The sequence below is a fragment of the Saccharothrix variisporea genome (assembly GCF_003634995.1).
In the GTDB taxonomy this organism is placed as follows: domain Bacteria; phylum Actinomycetota; class Actinomycetes; order Mycobacteriales; family Pseudonocardiaceae; genus Actinosynnema; species Actinosynnema variisporeum.
The window spans coordinates 2,053,911-2,072,611 of sequence record NZ_RBXR01000001.1 but is presented as its reverse complement, the minus strand read 5'-3'; the positions used below and the strand labels follow the sequence as shown (position 1 = coordinate 2,072,611).

Here is an 18,701-nt window from a genome sequence, read left to right as displayed (position 1 = left end):
TCACTCCTCGGGGTCTTCGGGCTCGAGCGGGGTGTCGGCGAGTTCACCCAGTCGTAGTGGCGCGGCGATCGGCCGGCGCGAGAACCGCTCGGCGTCGTACGGGAAGCCCGCCAGTTCGGCGGCGTTGCGCAGGCACACCCGGCCCTGGCACAGACCGAGGCCGACCCGGCACGTCAGCTTCAACGACCGCAGGCCCAACGCGGCGTGCTCCTCGACCGAGGTGCGCAGCGCACCCAGGTCCACCTCTTCGCACCGGCACACCAACGTCCGGTCGTCCGGCCAGGTTCGCCAGCCGGGTCGTATATGATATACGCGGTCCAGGGCGGCGGCGAAGGTTCGTCCTCTGCGCGCGGCACCGAGGAGCCGGCTCGACGGTGTGCCCCCGGCGGCGCAGGTGCCGGCGATCTCGCCTTCCGCCCGTGCCAGGTCCGCGCCACCGATCCCGGTGATCTCGCCGGCCGCGTAGACGTTCGGCACGGACGTTGCCTGGCGCTCGTCCACGCGCACGAAACCGTCCTGCACCGAGCACCCGGCCGCGACCGCCAGCTCCAGGCGCGGGGTGAAGCCGAAGCCCACGCACACGGCGTCCACCTCGATCCGGCGTTCGGTGCCCGGCCGGACGTTCCAGTCCCGGTCCAGCTTCGCCACGGTCACGGCGGTCACGCGGTCCGTGCCGTGCGCCGCCACGACCGCGGACCGCGTCCGGTAGCGGGGGAGGACGGCCCGGTAGCGGACGATCTCCGCCACCTTGGCGCGCCCGGCGAACACGCCCGCCGGCTCCCGCGCCCACGCCAGCGGACTGCCCGCTTCCAGCACCTCTGCAACCCGCACGTGCAGTCTGCGCAGGACGTCTGCGACGGGCAGCAGGAACGGTCCGGTGCCCGCGACCACGACCCGCTTTCCGATGGTCACACCATGAGCTTTGGCCATCGCTTGCGCCGCGCCGGCGGTGACCACGCCGGGGAGGTCCCAGCCGGGGAACGGCAGTGCCCGGTCGTGCGCGCCGGTCGCCAGGACCAGGGCGTCGGCGTCCAGGACCCGCGCCACGCGGTCCGGGGCGTCGGCGGGACCGGTGCGCAGGTGCAGCCGCGTGCCCTCCAAGGCCCAGACCGCGGTGTTCGGGAGGTGCTCGACTCCTTGTGGCACAACGATGTTCTCGCCCCGGTGGTACTGGCCGCCCACCGAAGGTTCGGCGTCCACCAAGACGACCGAAGCACCCTGGTGCACCGCCGCCCGAGCCGCCGCCAGGCCCGCCGGACCCGCGCCCACCACCACGACCCTCATCGCGGCAGCTCCGCACCGCGCTGGGTGCGGATGTCGTCGCCGTCGGCCAGAACCCGCTGGCACGCGCGCACGTCCGGCACCCCGTTGACCACCACCAGGCAGTCGAAGCACACGCCGATCCCGCAGAACAACCCGCGCGGACGGCCGCCGCCCCTCGTGTCGCGCCACGTCGGGCGACCGGCCGCGAGCAGCGCGGCGGCGACCGTCTGCCCCGGTCGGGCGGGCACGGCGGTCCCGTCGACGGTGACCTTCATGCGGCCGACACCTCCGGCCCGTCGACCACGGTCCTCACGCGGCCATCACCTCCGGTCGGTCCACCCGGAACGGCTCCGGGTCCACGTGCGGCGTGCGCCCGGTGAGCAGTTCGGCGACCAGCAACCCGGTCGCGGCGGCCAGGCCGATGCCCGCGCCCTCGTGCCCGGTCGCGTGCCACAGGCCCGGCAGGCGCGGGTCCTCGCCGATGACCGGCAGGTGGTCGGGCGCGTACGGTCGGAACCCGCCGTAGGCGCGCATCACCGGCACCCCGGCCAGCACCGGGAACAACGTGACCGCCTTGCGCGCCAACGCCTTCAGCACCGGCACCTCGAACCGCTCGGTGAACCCGACGCGCTGCCGACTCGACCCGATCAGCACTGTCCCGGCCCGCGTCGACTCGACCACGCCCGAAGTCTGGAGGGCGGCGTCACCGGAGGCCACCGCGCCGACGTAGTCCGCGTCGTACACCTTGTGCCGCACCACGGTCGGCAGGGGAGCGGTGACCAGCACGATCCCGCGCCGGGGCAGGATCGCCAGCCCCGCCCGGTCCACCAGCGACCCCGCCCACGGACCGCACGCGTTCACCACGGCGTGGCAGGGGATCGTGCCTTGCGGAGTGCGCACGCCCGTGACCCGACGCTCACCGTCCACACCGGACACTTCGGTGAACGGTCTGGTCTCCCCGCCGCGCCGGCGGACGGCGGTCAGCAGGGTCGTCGCCGCCAGCACGGGGTTGAGCTGGGCGTCCTCGGCGTAGTGCACGGCCGTCGCGACCTCGGGCGTCAGGTGCGGTTCGAGGGCGCGGGCTTCGGCGGGGGCGAGCACGCAGGCGTCCACGCCGGCCTCGCGCTGGGCCGCCGCGAACCGGTGCAGCGGCTCGACCGCCTCGGGGGAGGTGGCGACGACCAGGCCGCCCTTCTCCTCCCACTCCACGTCCGCGCCCGACCCCGTCTCCGCGCTCAACTCGGCGAGCAGGCGGGGCCAGCGCTCGCGGGAGGCCCGTGCGAGGGCCAGTTCGGGGCCGGGTCCCTTGTCCGACACCAGGACGTTGCCCTCGCCCGCGGCGGTGGTGCCGGCGGCGAGCGGGCCGCGGTCGAGCACGAGCACGCGCAGTCCGGCGGCGGTCAGCGCTTCCGCGCACGCCGCTCCCACGATCCCCGCGCCGACGACCACGACGTCCGGGTGTGCCACACCGCTCACCACCGTTCACTAAACTGAACGCTGCTGAGCGTAGGTTCGCGGCCGGCGGAGCGTCAAGCCTTGGGGTACTCCAGCATCAGCACGGAGGTCACCGGGCCGCCCACGGTCTCGTAGACGTGCGGGACGTCGCCGGGGTAGCAGACGTAGTCGCCCGGACCCAGCTCGAACGTCCCGCCGACCGGCCCGACCCGCAGCACACCGGCCGTGACCACGACGTGTTCCAGCCCGGGGTGGCCGTCCGTGCGCTGCACCCCGCCGGGTCGCACGCGCTGGTCGTAGATCTCCAGCACCTTGTCGGTGAGGTCGAGGCGGCGCAGCAGGCGCAGGTCCACGGCGTTGCTGCTGAGCACCTCCAGGTCCGCCGACCGCACCAGCACCACCTCGGGCACCGACCGCTCGGTCAGCAGCTCCGACACCGGCACCTGCAGAGCGTTCGACAAACTGAACACTGTCTCGATGGTGGGGTTGCCGGTGCCCGCTTCGAGCTGCGACAGCGTCCCCTTCGCGATGGACGACTGGCGGGCCAGCTCGGACAGCGACCAGCCGCGCGCCTCGCGCAGCGCCTTGATGTTGACCCCGAGCACTTCACCGGCACGAGCGGCACTCATGCCGGGAGATCCTGCCCTACGGACCGGTCCCGCCCTACGGGCCCGGTGCCTCGTCGACCCGTTGCCGCGGGATCTCCAGCGCCCGCTCCACCGAAGGCAGCACGGTCAGCACGCTGCCCAGGTCGGTCACCTCGATCGGCCGCAGCACCGCCCGGTGCCCGGCGACCAGGCGCAGGCAGGTGCCGCGCCCGGCGCAGCGGAGGTGGTGGGTGAGCATCAGCGACAGCCCCGACGAGCCGAAGAAGGTCACCCCGCCCAGGTCGACCACGACCGGCCCGGGCGGTTCGACCAGGTCTTCGGCTTGTCTCAGGTGCCCTTCGAGCACCGCGGAGGTCTGCTGGTCCAGTTCCCCGGACACGTGCAGCACGACGGCGGCACCGCGGACGTCGCGGCGCACTCGGATCAGTTCCGGAGCTGAGTCGAGCATCAGGCGTCCTCCATCGCGACCGTGACGCCGCTGTCGAGCAGGCTGCCTGTTGAACCCGCACACCCGAGCGTACGAGCCACCGTGCCGCTTGTCACTCCGACCGGCGCGAACCGGTCACCGGAACCAGCGGGCGGGCACCGCGTCGGCCAGCGCCTGGTAGCCGGCGGGGTTGAAGTGCAGGTGGTCGCCGGTGTCGTAGGCGGGGTTGAGCCGGCGCGGGTCCCGCGGGTCGCGGGCGACCCGGTCGAAGTCGACGACCTCGGCGAACGCGCCGCTGGTCCGGATCCACTCGTTGACCCGCTGCCGGGCGCGCTCGCGGTGGCCGTCCGGGTCGTCGTAGCCGGTGTTGCCGCCGAACGGGGTGATGGTCGCCCCGTAGACGCGCAGGCCCACCGAGCGGGCGACGAGCTGCTGGTAGGCGGCGATCAGGTCGTCGGCGACCTGCTTCTGCGCGGCCTCGGTGGCGGGCGCGGTGCCCAGGTCGTTCACCCCTTCGAACACCAGCACGGAGGTCACGCCCGTGGTGGCGAGGACGTCCCGGTCGTAGCGGGCCAGCACGTTCGGGCCGAGGCCGTCGGCGAGCACGCGGTTGCCGCCGGCGGCCTGGTTGAGCACCGCGGTGCGGGCCGTGGTCGGGTGCTGCTGGAGCCGGGCGAGCAGGCGGTCCGGCCAGCGGTCGTTGCCGTTGGTGGTGGAGCCCCGGCCGTCGGTCAGGGAGTCGCCGACGATCGCGACCGCGGTGGCCCGGGACAGGACCTCGACGCCGCTGAGGAGGTACCAGTGGTCGGTGCGGGTGGCGCCGGGCAGGTCGTCGTCGGTGACGTGGTTGCCCGCCAGCAGGTGCGACGAGGTGCGGGAGCCGGGGTGGGAGGTGATCGCGTTCGACGCCTGCCCGGCGGCCAGGTAGGTGGTGACGGTCAGGTTGGACTGCGGGGCCAGGCGGAAGTCGATCGGGTCGGAGACGACCAGCGCGCCCATCGGGACGACGGTGGAGGCCCGGCCGTTGAAGGTGACCGGGCGGGCGCTGCCGGGCTGGACCGCGCCGACCCCGGCCTTCCCCTCGGCGGGCAGGGCGATCGAGACGGCGGTGATCGGCAGGGGCGCGCCGCCGAACGCGTTGGAGAACCGGAGTCGGATCTGCTCGCCGCCGACCGAGACGTGCACGGTTTGCCGCAGGGTGGCGTCTTTGAACGTGACACCGTCCTGGGTGAACGGCGCGGGCGGCATGTTGTGCGGTTCGGCTTGCTGCGGCATGGACACCCAGGTGTGCGTCCACTCGCGGGGTTTGTCGGCCGTGGCCGGGGAGGTCGTGACCGCCGCCGCGGCCAGGACGAGGGCGATGGCGAGGACGGACGTCGTTCGGCTCACGGGTGCGCCTCTCGGGGTTCGACAGTTTCTCCATGTGATCAGAAAGTTTCGATCATCGGCAAGTCGGAAAGGTCCATTTGAGACCCGAAACCGCATCGAAACATCTTGTGAAATACAAGATCAAGTGCGAATAGTTCGTGGTATGAAGACATTAGGCGCATTGCTCGCGGCGCTGGTCGCCGTGACGGCCGTGCTGCTCGCCCCGAGCGCGTCTGCGGCGACGCTGACCGAGGTCACCGGCTTCGGCACGAACCCGTCGAACCTGCGCATGCACCTGTACGTGCCCGACCGCGTCCAGGCCAAGCCGCCGGTGCTGCTGGCCGTGCACTACTGCACGGGGTCCGGCCCGGCGATGTACTCCGGCACCGAGTTCGCGCGGCTGGCCGACCAGTACGGGTTCATCGTGATCTACCCGTCGGCCACGCGCAGCGGCGCGTGCTTCGACGTCTCCTCGCCGCAGGCGCTGCGGCGCGACGGCGGCAGCGACCCGGTCGGGTTGATGTCGATGGTCCGGTACGTGCTGCAGCGCTACAACGGCGACGCCGGGCGGGTGTTCGTCACCGGCATCTCGTCCGGTGCCATGACCACCAACGTCATGCTCGCCAACTACCCGGACGTCTTCCAGGCCGGCGCCGTCTTCGCCGGCGTCCCGGACGGGTGCTTCGCCACCACGGACGGGTCGGGTTGGAACAGCGCGTGCGCCAACGGCCAGGTGTTGAAGACCCCCCAGCAGTGGGGCGACATCGCCCGTTCGGCGTACCCCGGCTACACCGGCCCACGACCGCGCGTGCAGCTGTGGCACGGCACGAACGACGAGACCCTGCGGTACCCGAACTTCGGCGAGGAGATCGACCAGTGGACCAACGTCCACGGCGTGTCGACGACGCCGACGTCCACCGACTACCCGCAGTCCGGGTGGACCAGGACGCGGTACGGGAGCGGGGTCGAGGCGATCTCGTTGCAGGGGGTCACCCACAACGTCATGTCGTCCGGGATGGCTTTGCGTGCGATCCAGTTCTTCGGGCTGGACCGCAGTGGCCCCACCAGTACGACGACCACGACTACTACGACTACCACTTCCACCACTACGACTACTTCCACGACTACTTCTACGACTACTTCTACGACTACTTCCACGACTACGACGTCGCCTCAGCCGGGTGGTGCTTGCCGGGTGACGTACGTGGTGAACGCTTGGAACACCGGGCTCACCGCCACGATCACCATCGCCAACACCGGGACCAGTGCCGTTAACGGGTGGTCGCTGGGCTTCACGTTGCCGGCGGGGCAGGCGATCACCGGCGGTTGGAATGCGACGTATGCGCCGAGCAGTGGGGCGGTGACGGCGAAGAACGTGTCGTACAACGCCGCGATCCCGGTGGGGTCGTCCGTGGAGATCGGGTTCCAGGCGACGCACACCGGTGACGCGGGCAAGCCGGCGGCGTTCACCCTCAACGGTGCGAACTGCACCGTGGCATGACGAGTTCGGCATGACGAACTGCACTTCAGGATGACGAGCTGCACTTCGGCATGACGGGACGAGCCGCGACCGCGGTCTGGGAGCCGCGGTCCGCGGCGGCGGCCGAGCACGGTCCCACTCTCGCGGGCGGGTCGTGGGGTCGTGGGCGGACTCTTTTGCGGGTTGTGGGTCCGCCGAGCCGGGTCGGTGCGGGCCCGGCTCCTCGGTCGGTTCCCGGGGGGCGGTTCCGGGTGTGTGGGGTGTACCCGATCGAGTGACATGCAGGATCCGCGACTTTTTGGCCGCTCGTGCGTCCCGTAGAGAGAGGAACGCGGGGAGCCGGGTCGGGGCCGTGCGTGGACGGGGTAGTGGGTCACGGGGAGGGTGGGGGGTGCCGCTGGCCGGCCCGTGTGTGGGTAACTGGCGAGCGGGCCGGGCGAGGGCCGCCGGTGCGCGTTGCGGGCGCGGCCGGGTGGTGCGGGCGGGCGGTGAGTGCCAGCCCGAATGACCCGCCACCCGCCACCCGCCCACCGCCACCGCTGCTGCCCGCCGCGCCCGCCGCTGCGTGCCGCCGCCGCCCGCTGCCGCTGCGTGCCGCCGCCGCCCGCTGCCGCTGCGTGCCGCCGCCGCCCGCTGCCGCTGCGTGCCGCCGCCGCCCGCTGCCGCTGCGTGCCGCCGCCGCCCGCTGCCGCTGCGTGCCGCCGCCCGCTGCCGCCTGCCGCCGCGGCTGCGTGCCGCCGCCCGCTGCCGCCTGCCGCCGCGGCTGCGTGCCGCCGCCCGCTGCCGCCTGCCGCCGCGGCTGCGTGCCGCCGCCCGCTGCCGCCTGCCGCCGCGGCTGCGTGCCGCCGCCCGCTGCCGCCTGCCGCCGCGGCTGCGTGCCGCCGCCCGCTGCCGCCTGCCGCCGCGGCTGCGTGCCGCCGCCCGCTGCCGCCTGCCGCCGCGGCTGCGTGCCGCCGCCCGCTGCCGCCTGCCGCCGCGGCTGCGTGCCGCCGCCCGCTGCCGCCTGCCGCCGCGGCTGCGTGCCGCCGCCCGCTGCCGCCTGCCGCCGCGGCTGCGTGCCGCCGCCCGCTGCCGCCTGCCGCCGCGGCTGCGTGCCGCCGCCCGCTGCCGCCTGCCGCCGCGGCTGCGTGCCGCCGCCCGCTGCCGCCTGCCGCCGCGGCTGCGTGCCGCCGCCCGCTGCCGCCTGCCGCCGCGGCTGCGTGCCGCCGCCCGCTGCCGCCTGCCGCCGCGGCTGCGTGCCGCCGCCCGCTGCCGCCTGCCGCCGCGGCTGCGTGCCGCCGCCCGCTGCCGCCTGCCGCCGCGGCTGCGTGCCGCCGCCTGCCGCCGCTGCCCGTCGCCGCTGCCCGCCCGCCGGCTTCCGTCGTTGCCCCCGGCTGCCGCGCCCGTCGCCGCTGCCCGCCATCTACCGCAGCCTGACGCCGCCGGCCGCGCGCCGCCGCCTGCGGCGTGTCGCTGCGCGCCGCTGGCCGCGACCTGCCGCTGCGCGCGGCTGCTGGCCTCCGTCGCCCCGCGCCGCCGACCCCGCCGCCGGTGTCCGCTGCGCGCAGCCCGCCGTCGGTGCCGGCCGCCCACCGCCGCCCCTGCCCGCTGCCGCCCCTGCCCGCTGCCGCCCCCTGCGCGCCGCGCCCGCTGCTCGCCCTGCCTGCCGCCCTGCCCGCTGCCCGCCGCAGCCTGCCGCCCACCGCTGCGTGCTCCCGGCTGCGGCGCGGGGCGGCGCAGCCGGCAGGGCGGGGCGGCGTGGTGGATGGTTGGGGGAGTGGGGGTTAGGGCGTGGTGAGGTGGGAGCGGGTGCGGTGGGTGGCGAGGGTGTGGGGGTTTAGGAGGTGGCCGAAGCCGGCCTTGGTTAGGCGTTGGCCGAAGGCTTCTGGGGTTGTGCCGAGGGATTCCGCCGCCGTCGCCAGGTGCCAGTCGTGGGTGGCCAGGGTGTTGAGCAGGTGGCCGCGGCGGATTTGGGACTCGGACAGGCGGAAGGTTTTCAGGTACGCCGTCCGGCCGCGCTGGTCGGTGATCAGTTCGCCGATGTGGTTCTCCTCCTTCGGGCGGAACCCCGGGAGGAAACGGGACAGGGTGAAGCGGCCGGCTCGGTACACGCGGCGGATGTCGTACGTCGCGTCCAGCAGGCCGGCGGCCATGGTGGTGGTGTGGAAGGTTGCCCACTCGGTCGACTGGCGGGTCGCCGCAAGCCTCAGATCCGCGAGGGAACGCACGTGGGTGTCGTCCACGAACGCGTGGAAGGCTGGGACGGGAGTGGAGAGCAAGGCGTAGTGGTGGATCAGCTCGCCGTACATGTCCAGCAGCAGCGTCCCGTGCAGCGCACGGTAGTCGTCGGGGTGCGGGACCACGAAAGCGGCGGCCAGGGCGTCGGCCACGTACAGCGCCACGCCGCACTGGTCCGGGTGGATCTCGAAGATCTTCAGGGCATCGGCCAAACCCTCGATCTGCGCACCGGTGTACGCCTGCTCGGCCCGCGGCGACAAGCCCCGGCGGATCGCGCGCTGCGACCACTCGTCCCACAGCACGGTCGGACCGTTGAAGTGCAGTGCCAGGTAACCCTCGACGGCCAGGTGCAACGGCAGGAAGCGCAGGCGGTTGCGTTCCTCGCGGCGGGCCATTCGGCGGTGGAAGCGCAGGCGGACCGTGGAAGTGGGCGTGGGCGGAGCCAGGTGGGTGCCGTAGGTGGCGGCGGGGGAGTCTGACCATGTCGCCACGAAACCGTGTGGGATGTAAGCGGTGTACGCGGTGTTGTCGGGGAGGTCGACGACCCCTACCTCGTCGCCGTACAAGCGGGCGTGCAGGCGCAGGCCTGGGACGGGACGGTCGCGGACCAAGGGCACCAGGCGGACGGCACCCCACACCTGGGCGGGCAGTGCGGTCAGGCCCGTGAGGTCGAGGGTGGCCATCAGGAGGTCTCCAGGAAACGGGTCACCCGGTCGGTGAAGTGGGCGCTCAGGTCCGCGAAACCGGTGCGGCCCTCGGTGAAACGCGCGAACTCGACCAGCGCGGGCAAGTCCTCGGCGTTGCGGACGCCCACGGTCGGCACCTCGGGCGTCAGGCGCTTCACGTCGTAGTCCCCGGCGTCGTAGACGGGGTTGAGGTGGGTGGCGCTCACCCGCCGGTCCGGGTCCAGCCTCGTGCGCCACACCCGCAGCACCTCGCCGGCCAGGCCGGGCGGGGAGTTGTCCCAGCCGTCGGAGATGATCAGCAACCGGTCCGGGTCGTGGGACAGGGCGTCCAGGACGCGGTGCCCCAACGGGGTCGTGCCGCGCGGGTGCGCCATCAGCGGGTCGGTCGCGCCCGACGTCCACAGTGGAACGTACTCCGCGGCCAAGGCCTCCAGCAGGTAGTGACCGGCCACCGCCACGGCCAGCGGGCGTCGGCGCTTCACCCCGGAACCGTAGGAGGAGAAGCTGTCGTCCAGGACGGCCGCCACCCGGCCCCACTGACCGGCGTTGCGGCCCGCGGTGCGCACAGCGGCGGCGCGCAGTGCGGCGGTCAGCTCGGTACGCCGGGCGACGCGGTCGGCGAACGGCAGGGACAGGACGTAGGTCGCCAAGCGGGTCAGGGGCATGGCGGCCAGGTCCACGTCGGTGTTCGCCGACTCGCGCAGGCGCAGCGACTCCAGCCGGGTCAGGTTGGGCTTGATCTTCGCCAGGAACACCGACCGGTCGACCCCGTGTTTGGCGGCGAAACCCTCGGCGACGGTGTAGGGCAGGTCGTAGATCGCGGCCTGCTCGTAGTGCGCGCGCCGCCAGCTCTCCAGCAGCGGGGTCCGGAAGCGGGGAGCGACACCACCGAAGAGGAAGGTGCCCAGCTCGTCGTGCAGGGCCGGGGCGACGCGGGACGGGGTGACGTGGGCGTGCCGGAGCGCCCGCTTGAGGCCCTGGCGGTACTTGACGGCGTCGAAGGCCTGGTCGGGGCGCGCGGCCAGCCAGTCCCGGATGATCGCCCGGGTCCGCCGGTTGTTCACCCCCGCCCGGCGCAGGTCGTGGAACAGGTCGTAGACGCGCTGCGGCGGCATGACGGCCAGGCGGCGGGCGATCAAGCGGCCCTCGACGGCGCGCTGCTCCGGCGTGGCCTCGGCGGACGTGGCCAGCAGGCGGCGGGTGATCAGGGCCGCGTTGAGGTCGTTGATGTCCAGGGCCAGGACGGCGGCGTAGAGGTCGCGGTAGTTCCCGGCGACGTACTCGTGCAGGAACTCCAGCGACGCCCGCTGCTCGGCGGCCTGGCTGTGGAACTCGCGTTGCCCGGTGGACGTGGTGGCCGCGTTCACGAACATGACCATGTCTTCGGCGGCCAGGCGGTCCATCGCGTCTCCGGTGCAGGGGTGTGCGGGGCCGACCGGGGAATGGGAGCGCGATCAGCGAAGCATCGCTTCAAAGGCGGGTTCCGGAAGTCGCACTGGAGTCCCGCGGTCGGCCCGCACACGGTAACAGCGCCGGTCGCGATCAGGGATCGAGTTCGTGACCCGGCTCGCCCGGGGTCACGTTGCGCTCCTTCATCTCGGCCTCGTACACGTGCGCCGCGCCGCCCATCAGGTCGTCGCGCACCTTCCGCTCCCACTCGCGGAACACCGAGTAGTACGTCTCCTCGTAGTCCTCGACCAGCTGGAACGTCCACCGGCCGGGCAGGACGTTGCGGCCCACCAGGTGCTGTTCGAGGCCCTCGGCCAGCGCCGTGTGGCCGGCTTCGCGCAGCAGCCGGGCCGCCTTGATCACCTTGGCGTCGGCGCTGCCGGTCAGCTGGTGGAAGTCGAAGAGGTGGCCGCGGGCGCGTTCGGTGGTCTCCAGGGCCTCGGTGAGCGCGCCGACGGCTTCCACCGTGGCGTCGTCCACCCCTGCCGGGCGTCGGTGCTCGACTCGGTCGCTCATGACCACCGGAGTATCCGGCGCACGGGCCGACCATGCCGGCCGAACAGGTCAGGATCGGGTGAGCAGGGCCAGGGCCGCGGTGCGGGCGTGGTCGCCCACGGCGTCGGCACCGTGCTGGTCGGCGACGATCGTCGCGCCTTCCAGCAGCATGAGCAGTTGCCGGCCCACGGCGTCGGGGTCCGGGCACCGGGCGCGGCGGGCGATGTCGGTGAGCAGCGCCAGGTGCTTGTCCAGGTGCCGGGACGTGATGGCGCGGACGCGCGGGGCGTGGTGCTGGGCCGCCGCGTTGACCAGGGCGCACCCGCGGAAGGTCGGTTCGGAGTACCACTGCCGCAGCGCGTCGAACACCGCGGCCAGGCGGGCGGCCGGGTCGGGGCCGGCGGACTCGGCGGCGTCGGACAGCCACCGGGTCACGCGCTCGCTGCGCCGCTCCAGCACGGCGTCGACCAGGCCGTCCTTGGTGCCGAAGTGCCGGTACAGGGTCTCCTTCGACACCCCGATCAGGCCGCACAGCTCGGCGACGCCGACGCCGTCGAGACCGCGTTCGTAGAACACCGCGACAGCGGCGTCGAGGATCGCGGCACGCGTGCGGGCCGGGTCGACGGTCGAGCCTTTGGCCACGGGCACGACGCAGATCGTACCGCTCGGTTCGATCCGTCTGCTAGCGTGATCGAACCGATCGGTACGATCTCGCGGGAGGTGGCATGCGCCGGTTCGGCACGGCCGCGCGACTGGCGCTGGGCACCGCCTCCGCGCTCGGGCTCGCGCGCTTCGCCTACGGACTGCTGCTGCCCGGCATGCGCGACGACCTCGGCTGGACGCTCGCCGAAGCCGGCGCGATGAGCACCGCCAACGGGCTGGGCTACCTCGTCGGCGCGCTGGCGACCGCGCCCCTGGTCCGCCGCCTGGGCACGACCGCCGCCTTCCGCTGGGGCATGGCCGTCACGGCGGCGACCCTCGCGGGCACCGCCGTCAGCGCCGACTTCACCGTGCTGCTGGTGGTGCGGGCCGCGTCCGGGGTGTCCGGCGCGGTGGTGTTCGTGACCGGCGGGGTGATCGCGGCGCGGCGGAACGTGCTCACTGTGTACTTCGCCGGTGCCGGGCTGGGGATCGCGGTCAGCGGCGCGACGATCCCGTTGCTGGGCGGGCACTGGCGTGCGGTGTGGCTCGGCATGGGGCTCGCCGCTGCGCTCGCGACCGCCGTCTCGTGGACCGCCGCCCGCACCGACGACGTGGTTGGCGGGACTCTCGGTCGGGCCGTGATCAGGCCGTTGGCACCGGTCGCCGTGGCGTACGCGTTGTTCGCCGTCGGGTACATCACCTACATCACGTTCTTGTCCGCCTACCTCGCCGAGCGCGACACCCTGGCTTGGGGCGTTGCCTCGACCTGGACCGCGCTCGGGTTGGCGGTGGTGTTCTCGCCGGTGTTGTGGGACCGGCCCTTGCGGACCTGGCGGGGCGGGCGGGCGTTGGCGGCGATCCTCGCGTTGCTCGGCGGGAGTGCCGTGGTGGCGTTGGTGGGGGCGGTGGTGCCTTCGGCGGTGCTGTACGGGTTGACGTTCATGTGCGTGCCGGCGGCGGTGACGGCGTTGATCAAGGCGAGGGTGGCCGACCCGACCGCGACCCTCGCCGCGTTCACGACGCTGTTCGCGGCCGGGCAGACGGTCGGGCCGTGGCTGGCGGGGGTGGTGGCGGACCGGACGTCGACGGATGCGACCGTGCTGTGGACGGCCGTGCTGTGCTGGGCCGGCGCGCTGGTCGCGTTGTGCGTGAAGGGCTCGGCTAGCGCCGGACGCGGCCCACGCCCGCGTACACGCCGCGCGCCGGGTCCTCCGGGTCGGTCGAGCCCGGTTCCGGGCGCCACAGGTCGGCGTCCACCAGGCCCGGCTCGACCAGGTCCAGACCCGCGAACAGAGGCGTGATCTGGCCCAACGGCCGGAAGAACATGGGGTTCGGGCTGGTGGCCATGGTCTCGGCCACCTCCGCCATGCCCTCGGGGTCGTGGTCGGCCGTCAGGTGCGAGATGGCCGCCAGGCTGCCCGCGGGCAACGCCGACAGGTACTTGTGGACCAGGCCCGCCGGGTCCTTGTGGTCGGGGACGAAGTGGAACACCGCCACCAGCAGCAGCCCGACCGGCTCGTCGGTGTCCAGCAGGGCCCGGACGTCCTCGTCCGCCAGCACGGTGTCCGGGTCGGTCAGGTCCGCCTCCACCACGGCGGTCCGCTCGTCGCCGTCGAGCAGGAGTCGGCTGTGCGCGACCGCGACCGACTCGAAGTCCACGTAGACGACCCGGCTGTCGGGGTTGGCGTCGCGGGCGATCTCGTGCACGTTGCCGACGGTGGGGATGCCCGAGCCCAGGTCCAGGAACCGGGTGATGCCTTGGGACGCCATGTACCGCACGGCCCGCCGCAGGAAGGCACGGTTGGACCTGGCCACCCGGCGCGCGTTGGGCAGCACCTGCTCGATGCGCGCGGCGGCGGCGCGGTCGGCGGCGAAGTTGTGGCCGCCGCCGAGCAGGAAGTCGTAGACGCGGGCGGCGGAGGGCCTGGTCGTGTCGGTTTCGTCGGGAACCCAGGCGCCGGTGGTGGTCTGGTCGGGAAGCCAAGCGCTGGTGTCGGTCACGTCGTCCCCCTCGGGTCGATCACGGCGGCGACCACCCTAGCGACCACCGCAACGACCACCCTGGCGACCACCCCGGCGGTCCTGCTGCGCCTGCCCTCGTCGACGGCCATGCTGGACGGCGTGACTGCTGACCAGACGCCTGACCAGACGCCCTGGTGGACTTCCGCTGTCGTATATCAGATATACCCGCGCAGCTTCGCCGACTCGAACGGCGACGGCGTCGGCGACCTCAACGGGATCACCGCCCGGCTCGACCACCTGGCCCGGCTCGGCGTGGACGTGGTGTGGCTGTCCCCCGTGTACGCCTCCCCGCAGGCCGACAACGGCTACGACATCTCCGACTACCAGGCGATCGACCCCGTGTTCGGGACGTTGGACGACTTCGACCGGCTGTTGTCCGAGCTCCACGCCCGGGGCATGAAGCTGATCATGGACCTGGTCGTGAACCACACCTCCGACGAGCACCCGTGGTTCGTGGAGTCCCGCTCCTCCAAGGACAACCCGAAGCGCGACTGGTACTGGTGGCGCCCGCCGCGCGACGGGTTCCGGCCCGGTGAGCCGGGTGCCGAGCCGACGAACTGGGAGTCCTTCTTCTCCGGCCCGACCTGGACCCTGGACGAGACCACCGGCGAGTACTACCTGCACCTGTTCGACCGCAAGCAACCGGACCTGAACTGGGAGAACCCCGAGGTCCGGCACGCGGTGTACGACATGATGCGCTGGTGGCTGGACCGCGGGGTCGACGGCTTCCGCATGGACGTGATCAACGTGATCGCCAAGGACCCGGACCTCCCGGACGGCGCGCTCACCGGCACCAGCGGCCTGGGCAACGGCTACCCGCACTACGGGACCCGGCCGCGCGTGCACGACTTCCTGCAGGAGATGCACCGCGAGGTGTTCGCGGGCCGCGACGGCGAGTACCTCACGGTGGGGGAGATGCCGGGCGTGACGTGGGAGCAGGCCCGGTTGTTCACCGACCCCGCGCGGCACGAGGTGGACATGGTGTTCCAGTTCGAGCACGTGTCCCTCGACCACGGCCCCGGCGGCAAGTTCGACCCGAAACCGCTGGACCTGCGCGACCTCAAGGCGTCGCTGGGTCGCTGGCAGACCGCGTTGCGGGACGTCGGCTGGAACTCGTTGTACTGGAACAACCACGACCAGGCCCGGGTGGTGTCGAGGTTCGGCGACGACCGGACCTACTGGCGTGAGTCGGCGACCGCCCTGGCCACCGTGCTGCACCTGCACCGCGGCACACCCTATGTGTACCAAGGCGAAGAGCTCGGCATGACCAACGCCGGGTTCACCGACCTGGCCGACCTGCGCGACGTCGAGTCGCTCAACCACTACCGCCACGCGGTGGCCGCCGGCACGCCGCCCGAGGTCGTGCTCGACGGCATCCACCGCATGGGCCGCGACAACGCCCGCACCCCGGTCCAGTGGGACGCGTCCCCGCAGGCGGGGTTCACCACGGGCACCCCGTGGATCGCGGTGAACCCCAACCACACCTGGCTCAACGCCCAGGCCCAGTACGACGACCCTAAGTCCGTCTTCAACCACTACCGGCGGCTCGTCGAGCTGCGCCACACCCTCCCCGTGGTGGCGCTGGGCGACTTCCACATGCTGCTCGCCGACCACCCGCACATCTACGCCTACCAGCGGGAACTCGACGGCACCCGCCTGCTGGTGGTCGCGAACCTGTGCGGCAGCGAGCAGTCCGCCGAACTGGACTGGCCGGAGGCGGAGGTCGTGCTGTCCAACACGGGCGAACTCCGTTGGGAGGACGGGAAGATCACGCTCGGCCCGTGGGAAGCGCACGTCCTGGTGCACGATCAGTAGGTCAGTTTCCGGACGCCCGGCGCGGACACCACCTGCACGACGTCCGCGCCGGGCACCCGGACGTGCACGAACCCGCCTTCGATGGTGATCTCCGCCTGCTCGACGCGCGCGGACTCGCGGCCGTCGACGGTGAGGGTGTAGCCGTCGACCAGCTCGACGGTCGCGATCCGCGCGGTCGGGCTCACGATGCCTCCGGGAAGTCCAGCTCGGGCTGGGCCAAGTGGTTGAAGTAGTTGGACAGCGTGTTCAGGGCGACGTGCGCGACGATCTCGGCCAGTTCGGCGTCGGTCACGCCGGCGGCGCGGGCGTCGGCCAGCACGGCGTCCTTCACGTCCCCGTGGTCGGCCTGCACCGCGCGGGCCACGCGCAGGATCGCGGCGGTGTGCGGGTCGGCGTCCTCGCCCCGCCGGGTGGCGGCCAGTTGCTCGTCGGTGAAGCCCATCCGCTTGCCGCGGAACGTGTGCGCGGACACGCAGTAGGTGCAGCTGTTGTCACTGGCGACGACCAGGGCGAGCTGTTCTCGTTGCCGTGCGGTCAAAACGCCTCTGGTGAGCGCGTTGCGCAGGGCGAGGTAGCCGTCGAGCGCGGCCGGTCCGTTGGCCAGTGCCGCGTACAGGTTGGGCACGCGACCCAGTTGGCGCTCGGTTTCGACCAGCAGAGCGCGCTGCTCGTCGTTCGCCGTGTCGGGGGTCAGCTGCGGTAGGCGGGGCATGTTCCCTCCCTCAAGACGGTACCGATCGGTACCGTTCTGGACGAGACGGTACCGATCGGTGCCATTTCCGTCAATCGGCGCTAGGGTGGGCGCATGGCGACCCGAGCCCGTGCCCGACTCCTGGACACCGCCGAGGACCTCTTCTACGCCGAGGGTGTCCGGGCGGTCGGGGTGGAGCGCATCCTGGCCGAGTCCGGGGTGGGGCGGGCGTCGTTCTACCGGCACTTCGCGAGCAAGGACGACCTCGTCGTGGCCGTGCTGCGGCAGCGCGACGAGCGGTGGCGGGAGTGGCTGCGCGACGCCGTGGAACGGCACGGCGGCGGGCCGCTGGCGGTGTTCGACGCCCTGGCGGAACGGTTCGCGCGCGCGGACTTCCGGGGCTGCGCGTTCATCAACACGATGGTGGAGGCGGCCGACCCGGGCAGTCCCGCGCACCGGGCGGCGGCCGACCACAAGCGCGCGGTGGCCGACTACGTGGCCGGGCTGCTGGGCGACCGCCCCGACGCCGCCGAGGTGGCGCGGCGAGTGGTGATGCTCATGGACGGCGCGATCGTGACCGCGTTGCGGGAGCGCACGGTCGAGCCCGCGCGCCAAGCCCGCGAGGTGGCTGCACTCCTGCTGTCCACATAGGACTGGGCCGCCCCCGCGCCGGGACGGCCCAGTGGTGGTCGAGCGGTTATCCCAGTCGTCGTCGGCCGTACATCCCGGCCACGATGCTCACGCCGACCGCCGCCAGCGCCACCTGGATGATGACCTCGATCCAGTCGATGCCGGCCGTGTCGCCCACGCCCATCGCGTTGGCGATGAACGTGCCGATGATCGCGGCGACGATGCCGACCAGGATGGTCAGCCAGATCGGGATGCTCTGCCGTCCGGGCAGGACCAGTCTGCCGAGCGCGCCGATGATGAGACCCACTACCAGCGCGCTGATGATCCCGGTCACCGTCATGGTCCGACTCCTTCCTCCGAGCTTCGGTGTCCAGCCGCCTGTACCCCGAAAGGGGTGCGCTCAATCCTCGATCGCGCGGGTGTCACGGGGCGGAGCCACGGGGTCACTCCCGTCGGACTGCCCGGCCTGCATCCGGCGGCCCCGCTCCAACTCCGCGTCCAGTTCCGCGCCCAGCAGCAGGGCGAGGTTCGAGATCCACAGCCACACCAGGAAGATGATCACGCCCGCCAGCGAGCCGTAGGTCTTGTTGTACGACCCCGCGTTGGCCACGTACAGCGCGAACCCGGTCGACGCCACCGCCCACGCCAGCACCGCCAGCACCCCGCCCGGTGTGATCCACAGCCACGACGGCTGCCGCACGTTCGGCGAGGCCCAGAACAGCAGCCCGATCGCCAGGCTCGCCAACAGGAACAGCACCGGCCACTTCGCGATGTCCCACACCGTGACGAACGTCGAACCCACCCCCAGCACGTCGCCCAGCCACTCGGCGACCCCGCCGGTGAGCGTGACCCCGAGCCCGGTCAGGGCCAGCAGCACCACGACACCGATGGTCAGGACGAGCCGCAGCGGGATGACCTTCCAGAACGGGCGGCCCTCCTCGACGTCGTAGATCGAGTTGGCGGCGCGCATGAACGCGCCCACGTACCCGGAAGCCGACCACAGCGCGGTGACCAGACCGACGATCGCGAGCGGTCCCGCGATGGCGCTGGACTTCTGGAGGTTGTCGATCCCGTCGATGATGAGGTCCTTGGCCTCACCGGGTCCCAGCAGGTCCAGACTGTCCTTAATGGATTGAGTGGCGTCCGGGCCGAGGAGTCCGAGCAGCGACGTGAGCAGCAGGATGCCGGGGAACAGCGACAACACCGCGTAGTAGGTGAGCGCGGCGGCCCAGTCGGTGAGGTTGTCGTCGTTGAACTCCTTGACCGTCCGCTTGAGCACGGCCCACCAGGACCGCTTGGGCAGGTCGGTCGGAGCGTCGGGTGCGTGCGCCATGCAGGGCGGGTTACCCGCTCGCGCCCCGCGTACACGCGCTGCGGTCGGGCCAGTCAAGACGCGAAACTTCCGCGAAACCCCTGGCTGGCGGTCGAATCGCGGACGGATAGTGGGCCGCGT

At 72.6% G+C, this 18,701-nt stretch carries 19 protein-coding genes and 1 pseudogene; 4 read left to right on the top strand and 16 right to left on the bottom strand.

Annotated elements, in window-relative coordinates; genetic code table 11:
- From DFJ66_RS08950 to DFJ66_RS08925, 6 genes are all read right to left on the bottom strand, one after another.
- Entirely contained in the window at positions 1-1,284 is a 1,284-nt protein-coding gene (locus DFJ66_RS08950) for an FAD-dependent oxidoreductase (RefSeq protein ID WP_121219741.1), read from the bottom strand.
- Positions 1,281-1,538, bottom strand: a complete 258-nt coding sequence (locus tag DFJ66_RS08945; protein ID WP_121219739.1) for a (2Fe-2S)-binding protein — start codon at positions 1,536-1,538, stop codon at positions 1,281-1,283. The genes DFJ66_RS08950 and DFJ66_RS08945 overlap by 4 nt, the downstream gene beginning before the upstream one ends.
- Before the next feature lie 34 nt (positions 1,539-1,572).
- Positions 1,573-2,730 (bottom strand): NAD(P)/FAD-dependent oxidoreductase, encoded by a 1,158-nt coding sequence (locus DFJ66_RS08940; RefSeq protein ID WP_121219736.1) that lies wholly within the window; start codon positions 2,728-2,730, stop codon positions 1,573-1,575.
- A gap of 62 nt (positions 2,731-2,792) precedes the next feature.
- Entirely contained in the window at positions 2,793-3,347 is a 555-nt protein-coding gene (locus DFJ66_RS08935) for a helix-turn-helix domain-containing protein (RefSeq protein ID WP_121219734.1), read from the bottom strand.
- Positions 3,348-3,381: 34 nt separating this feature from the next.
- On the bottom strand, positions 3,382-3,774 hold the full coding sequence (locus DFJ66_RS08930; RefSeq protein WP_121219732.1) for an STAS domain-containing protein: 393 nt from the start codon (positions 3,772-3,774) through the stop codon (positions 3,382-3,384).
- A gap of 114 nt (positions 3,775-3,888) precedes the next feature.
- Positions 3,889-5,142, bottom strand: coding sequence for an SGNH/GDSL hydrolase family protein (locus DFJ66_RS08925; RefSeq protein ID WP_246029647.1), 1,254 nt, complete (start codon positions 5,140-5,142; stop codon positions 3,889-3,891).
- Between the two features lie 142 nt (positions 5,143-5,284).
- Here DFJ66_RS08925 and DFJ66_RS08920 point away from each other — a divergent pair, with 142 nt between their 5' ends.
- On the top strand, positions 5,285-6,622 hold the full coding sequence (locus tag DFJ66_RS08920; RefSeq protein ID WP_121219728.1) for an extracellular catalytic domain type 1 short-chain-length polyhydroxyalkanoate depolymerase: 1,338 nt from the start codon (positions 5,285-5,287) through the stop codon (positions 6,620-6,622).
- A 352-nt stretch (positions 6,623-6,974) separates the two neighbouring features.
- On the opposite strand, the gene DFJ66_RS42555 is transcribed toward DFJ66_RS08920, so the two are convergent.
- The 5 genes from DFJ66_RS42555 to DFJ66_RS08895 form a co-directional block, all read right to left on the bottom strand.
- A complete protein-coding gene (locus DFJ66_RS42555; RefSeq protein WP_170199223.1) occupies positions 6,975-8,003 on the bottom strand; it encodes a hypothetical protein in 1,029 nt (342 codons plus the stop codon).
- 361 nt (positions 8,004-8,364) lie between these two features.
- A complete protein-coding gene (locus DFJ66_RS08910) occupies positions 8,365-9,501 on the bottom strand; it encodes an ARPP-2 domain-containing protein (protein WP_121219726.1) in 1,137 nt (378 codons plus the stop codon).
- Positions 9,501-10,907: a KOW domain-containing RNA-binding protein gene (locus DFJ66_RS08905; RefSeq protein WP_121219724.1), complete on the bottom strand. Its 1,407-nt coding sequence runs from the start codon at positions 10,905-10,907 to the stop codon at positions 9,501-9,503. Before DFJ66_RS08905 ends, DFJ66_RS08910 begins: the two co-directional genes overlap by 1 nt.
- 139 nt (positions 10,908-11,046) lie before the next feature.
- Entirely contained in the window at positions 11,047-11,469 is a 423-nt protein-coding gene (locus DFJ66_RS08900; RefSeq protein ID WP_121230887.1) for a hypothetical protein, read from the bottom strand.
- 48 nt (positions 11,470-11,517) lie between these two features.
- A complete protein-coding gene (locus DFJ66_RS08895) occupies positions 11,518-12,096 on the bottom strand; it encodes a TetR/AcrR family transcriptional regulator (protein WP_121219722.1) in 579 nt (192 codons plus the stop codon).
- 77 nt (positions 12,097-12,173) lie between these two features.
- On the opposite strand from DFJ66_RS08895, the pseudogene DFJ66_RS08890 reads away from it, so the two are divergent.
- Positions 12,174-13,208, top strand: a pseudogene (locus DFJ66_RS08890) (YbfB/YjiJ family MFS transporter); the annotation flags it as partial.
- 43 nt (positions 13,209-13,251) lie between these two features.
- Here the strand turns inward: DFJ66_RS08890 and DFJ66_RS08885 are convergent.
- Positions 13,252-14,091, bottom strand: a complete 840-nt coding sequence (locus DFJ66_RS08885; RefSeq protein ID WP_121219720.1) for an SAM-dependent methyltransferase — start codon at positions 14,089-14,091, stop codon at positions 13,252-13,254.
- A gap of 120 nt (positions 14,092-14,211) precedes the next feature.
- On the opposite strand from DFJ66_RS08885, the gene DFJ66_RS08880 reads away from it, so the two are divergent.
- On the top strand, positions 14,212-15,927 hold the full coding sequence (locus DFJ66_RS08880; protein ID WP_246029646.1) for a glycoside hydrolase family 13 protein: 1,716 nt from the start codon (positions 14,212-14,214) through the stop codon (positions 15,925-15,927).
- On the opposite strand, the gene DFJ66_RS08875 is transcribed toward DFJ66_RS08880, so the two are convergent.
- Both DFJ66_RS08875 and DFJ66_RS08870 read right to left on the bottom strand, forming a co-directional pair.
- The gene (locus DFJ66_RS08875; RefSeq protein WP_121219716.1) at positions 15,921-16,112 is read right to left on the bottom strand and encodes a hypothetical protein; all 192 of its coding nucleotides are present in this window, start codon (positions 16,110-16,112) and stop codon (positions 15,921-15,923) included. The two genes, DFJ66_RS08880 and DFJ66_RS08875, sit on opposite strands and share 7 nt — an antisense overlap.
- Positions 16,109-16,639, bottom strand: a complete 531-nt coding sequence (locus DFJ66_RS08870; protein WP_121219714.1) for a carboxymuconolactone decarboxylase family protein — start codon at positions 16,637-16,639, stop codon at positions 16,109-16,111. Before DFJ66_RS08870 ends, DFJ66_RS08875 begins: the two co-directional genes overlap by 4 nt.
- Before the next feature lie 93 nt (positions 16,640-16,732).
- On the opposite strand from DFJ66_RS08870, the gene DFJ66_RS08865 reads away from it, so the two are divergent.
- Positions 16,733-17,269 carry a TetR/AcrR family transcriptional regulator gene (locus tag DFJ66_RS08865; protein WP_121219712.1) on the top strand — a complete coding sequence of 179 codons (537 nt, stop codon included), beginning with the start codon at positions 16,733-16,735 and terminating at the stop codon, positions 17,267-17,269.
- A 46-nt stretch (positions 17,270-17,315) separates the two neighbouring features.
- Here DFJ66_RS08865 and DFJ66_RS08860 read toward each other — a convergent pair whose 3' ends face one another.
- A complete protein-coding gene (locus DFJ66_RS08860) occupies positions 17,316-17,588 on the bottom strand; it encodes a GlsB/YeaQ/YmgE family stress response membrane protein (RefSeq protein ID WP_121219710.1) in 273 nt (90 codons plus the stop codon).
- A 60-nt stretch (positions 17,589-17,648) separates the two neighbouring features.
- Complete coding sequence (locus tag DFJ66_RS08855; protein WP_121219708.1) at positions 17,649-18,581, bottom strand: YihY/virulence factor BrkB family protein; 933 nt, start codon at positions 18,579-18,581, stop codon at positions 17,649-17,651.
- Positions 18,582-18,701: the final 120 nt, after the last annotated feature.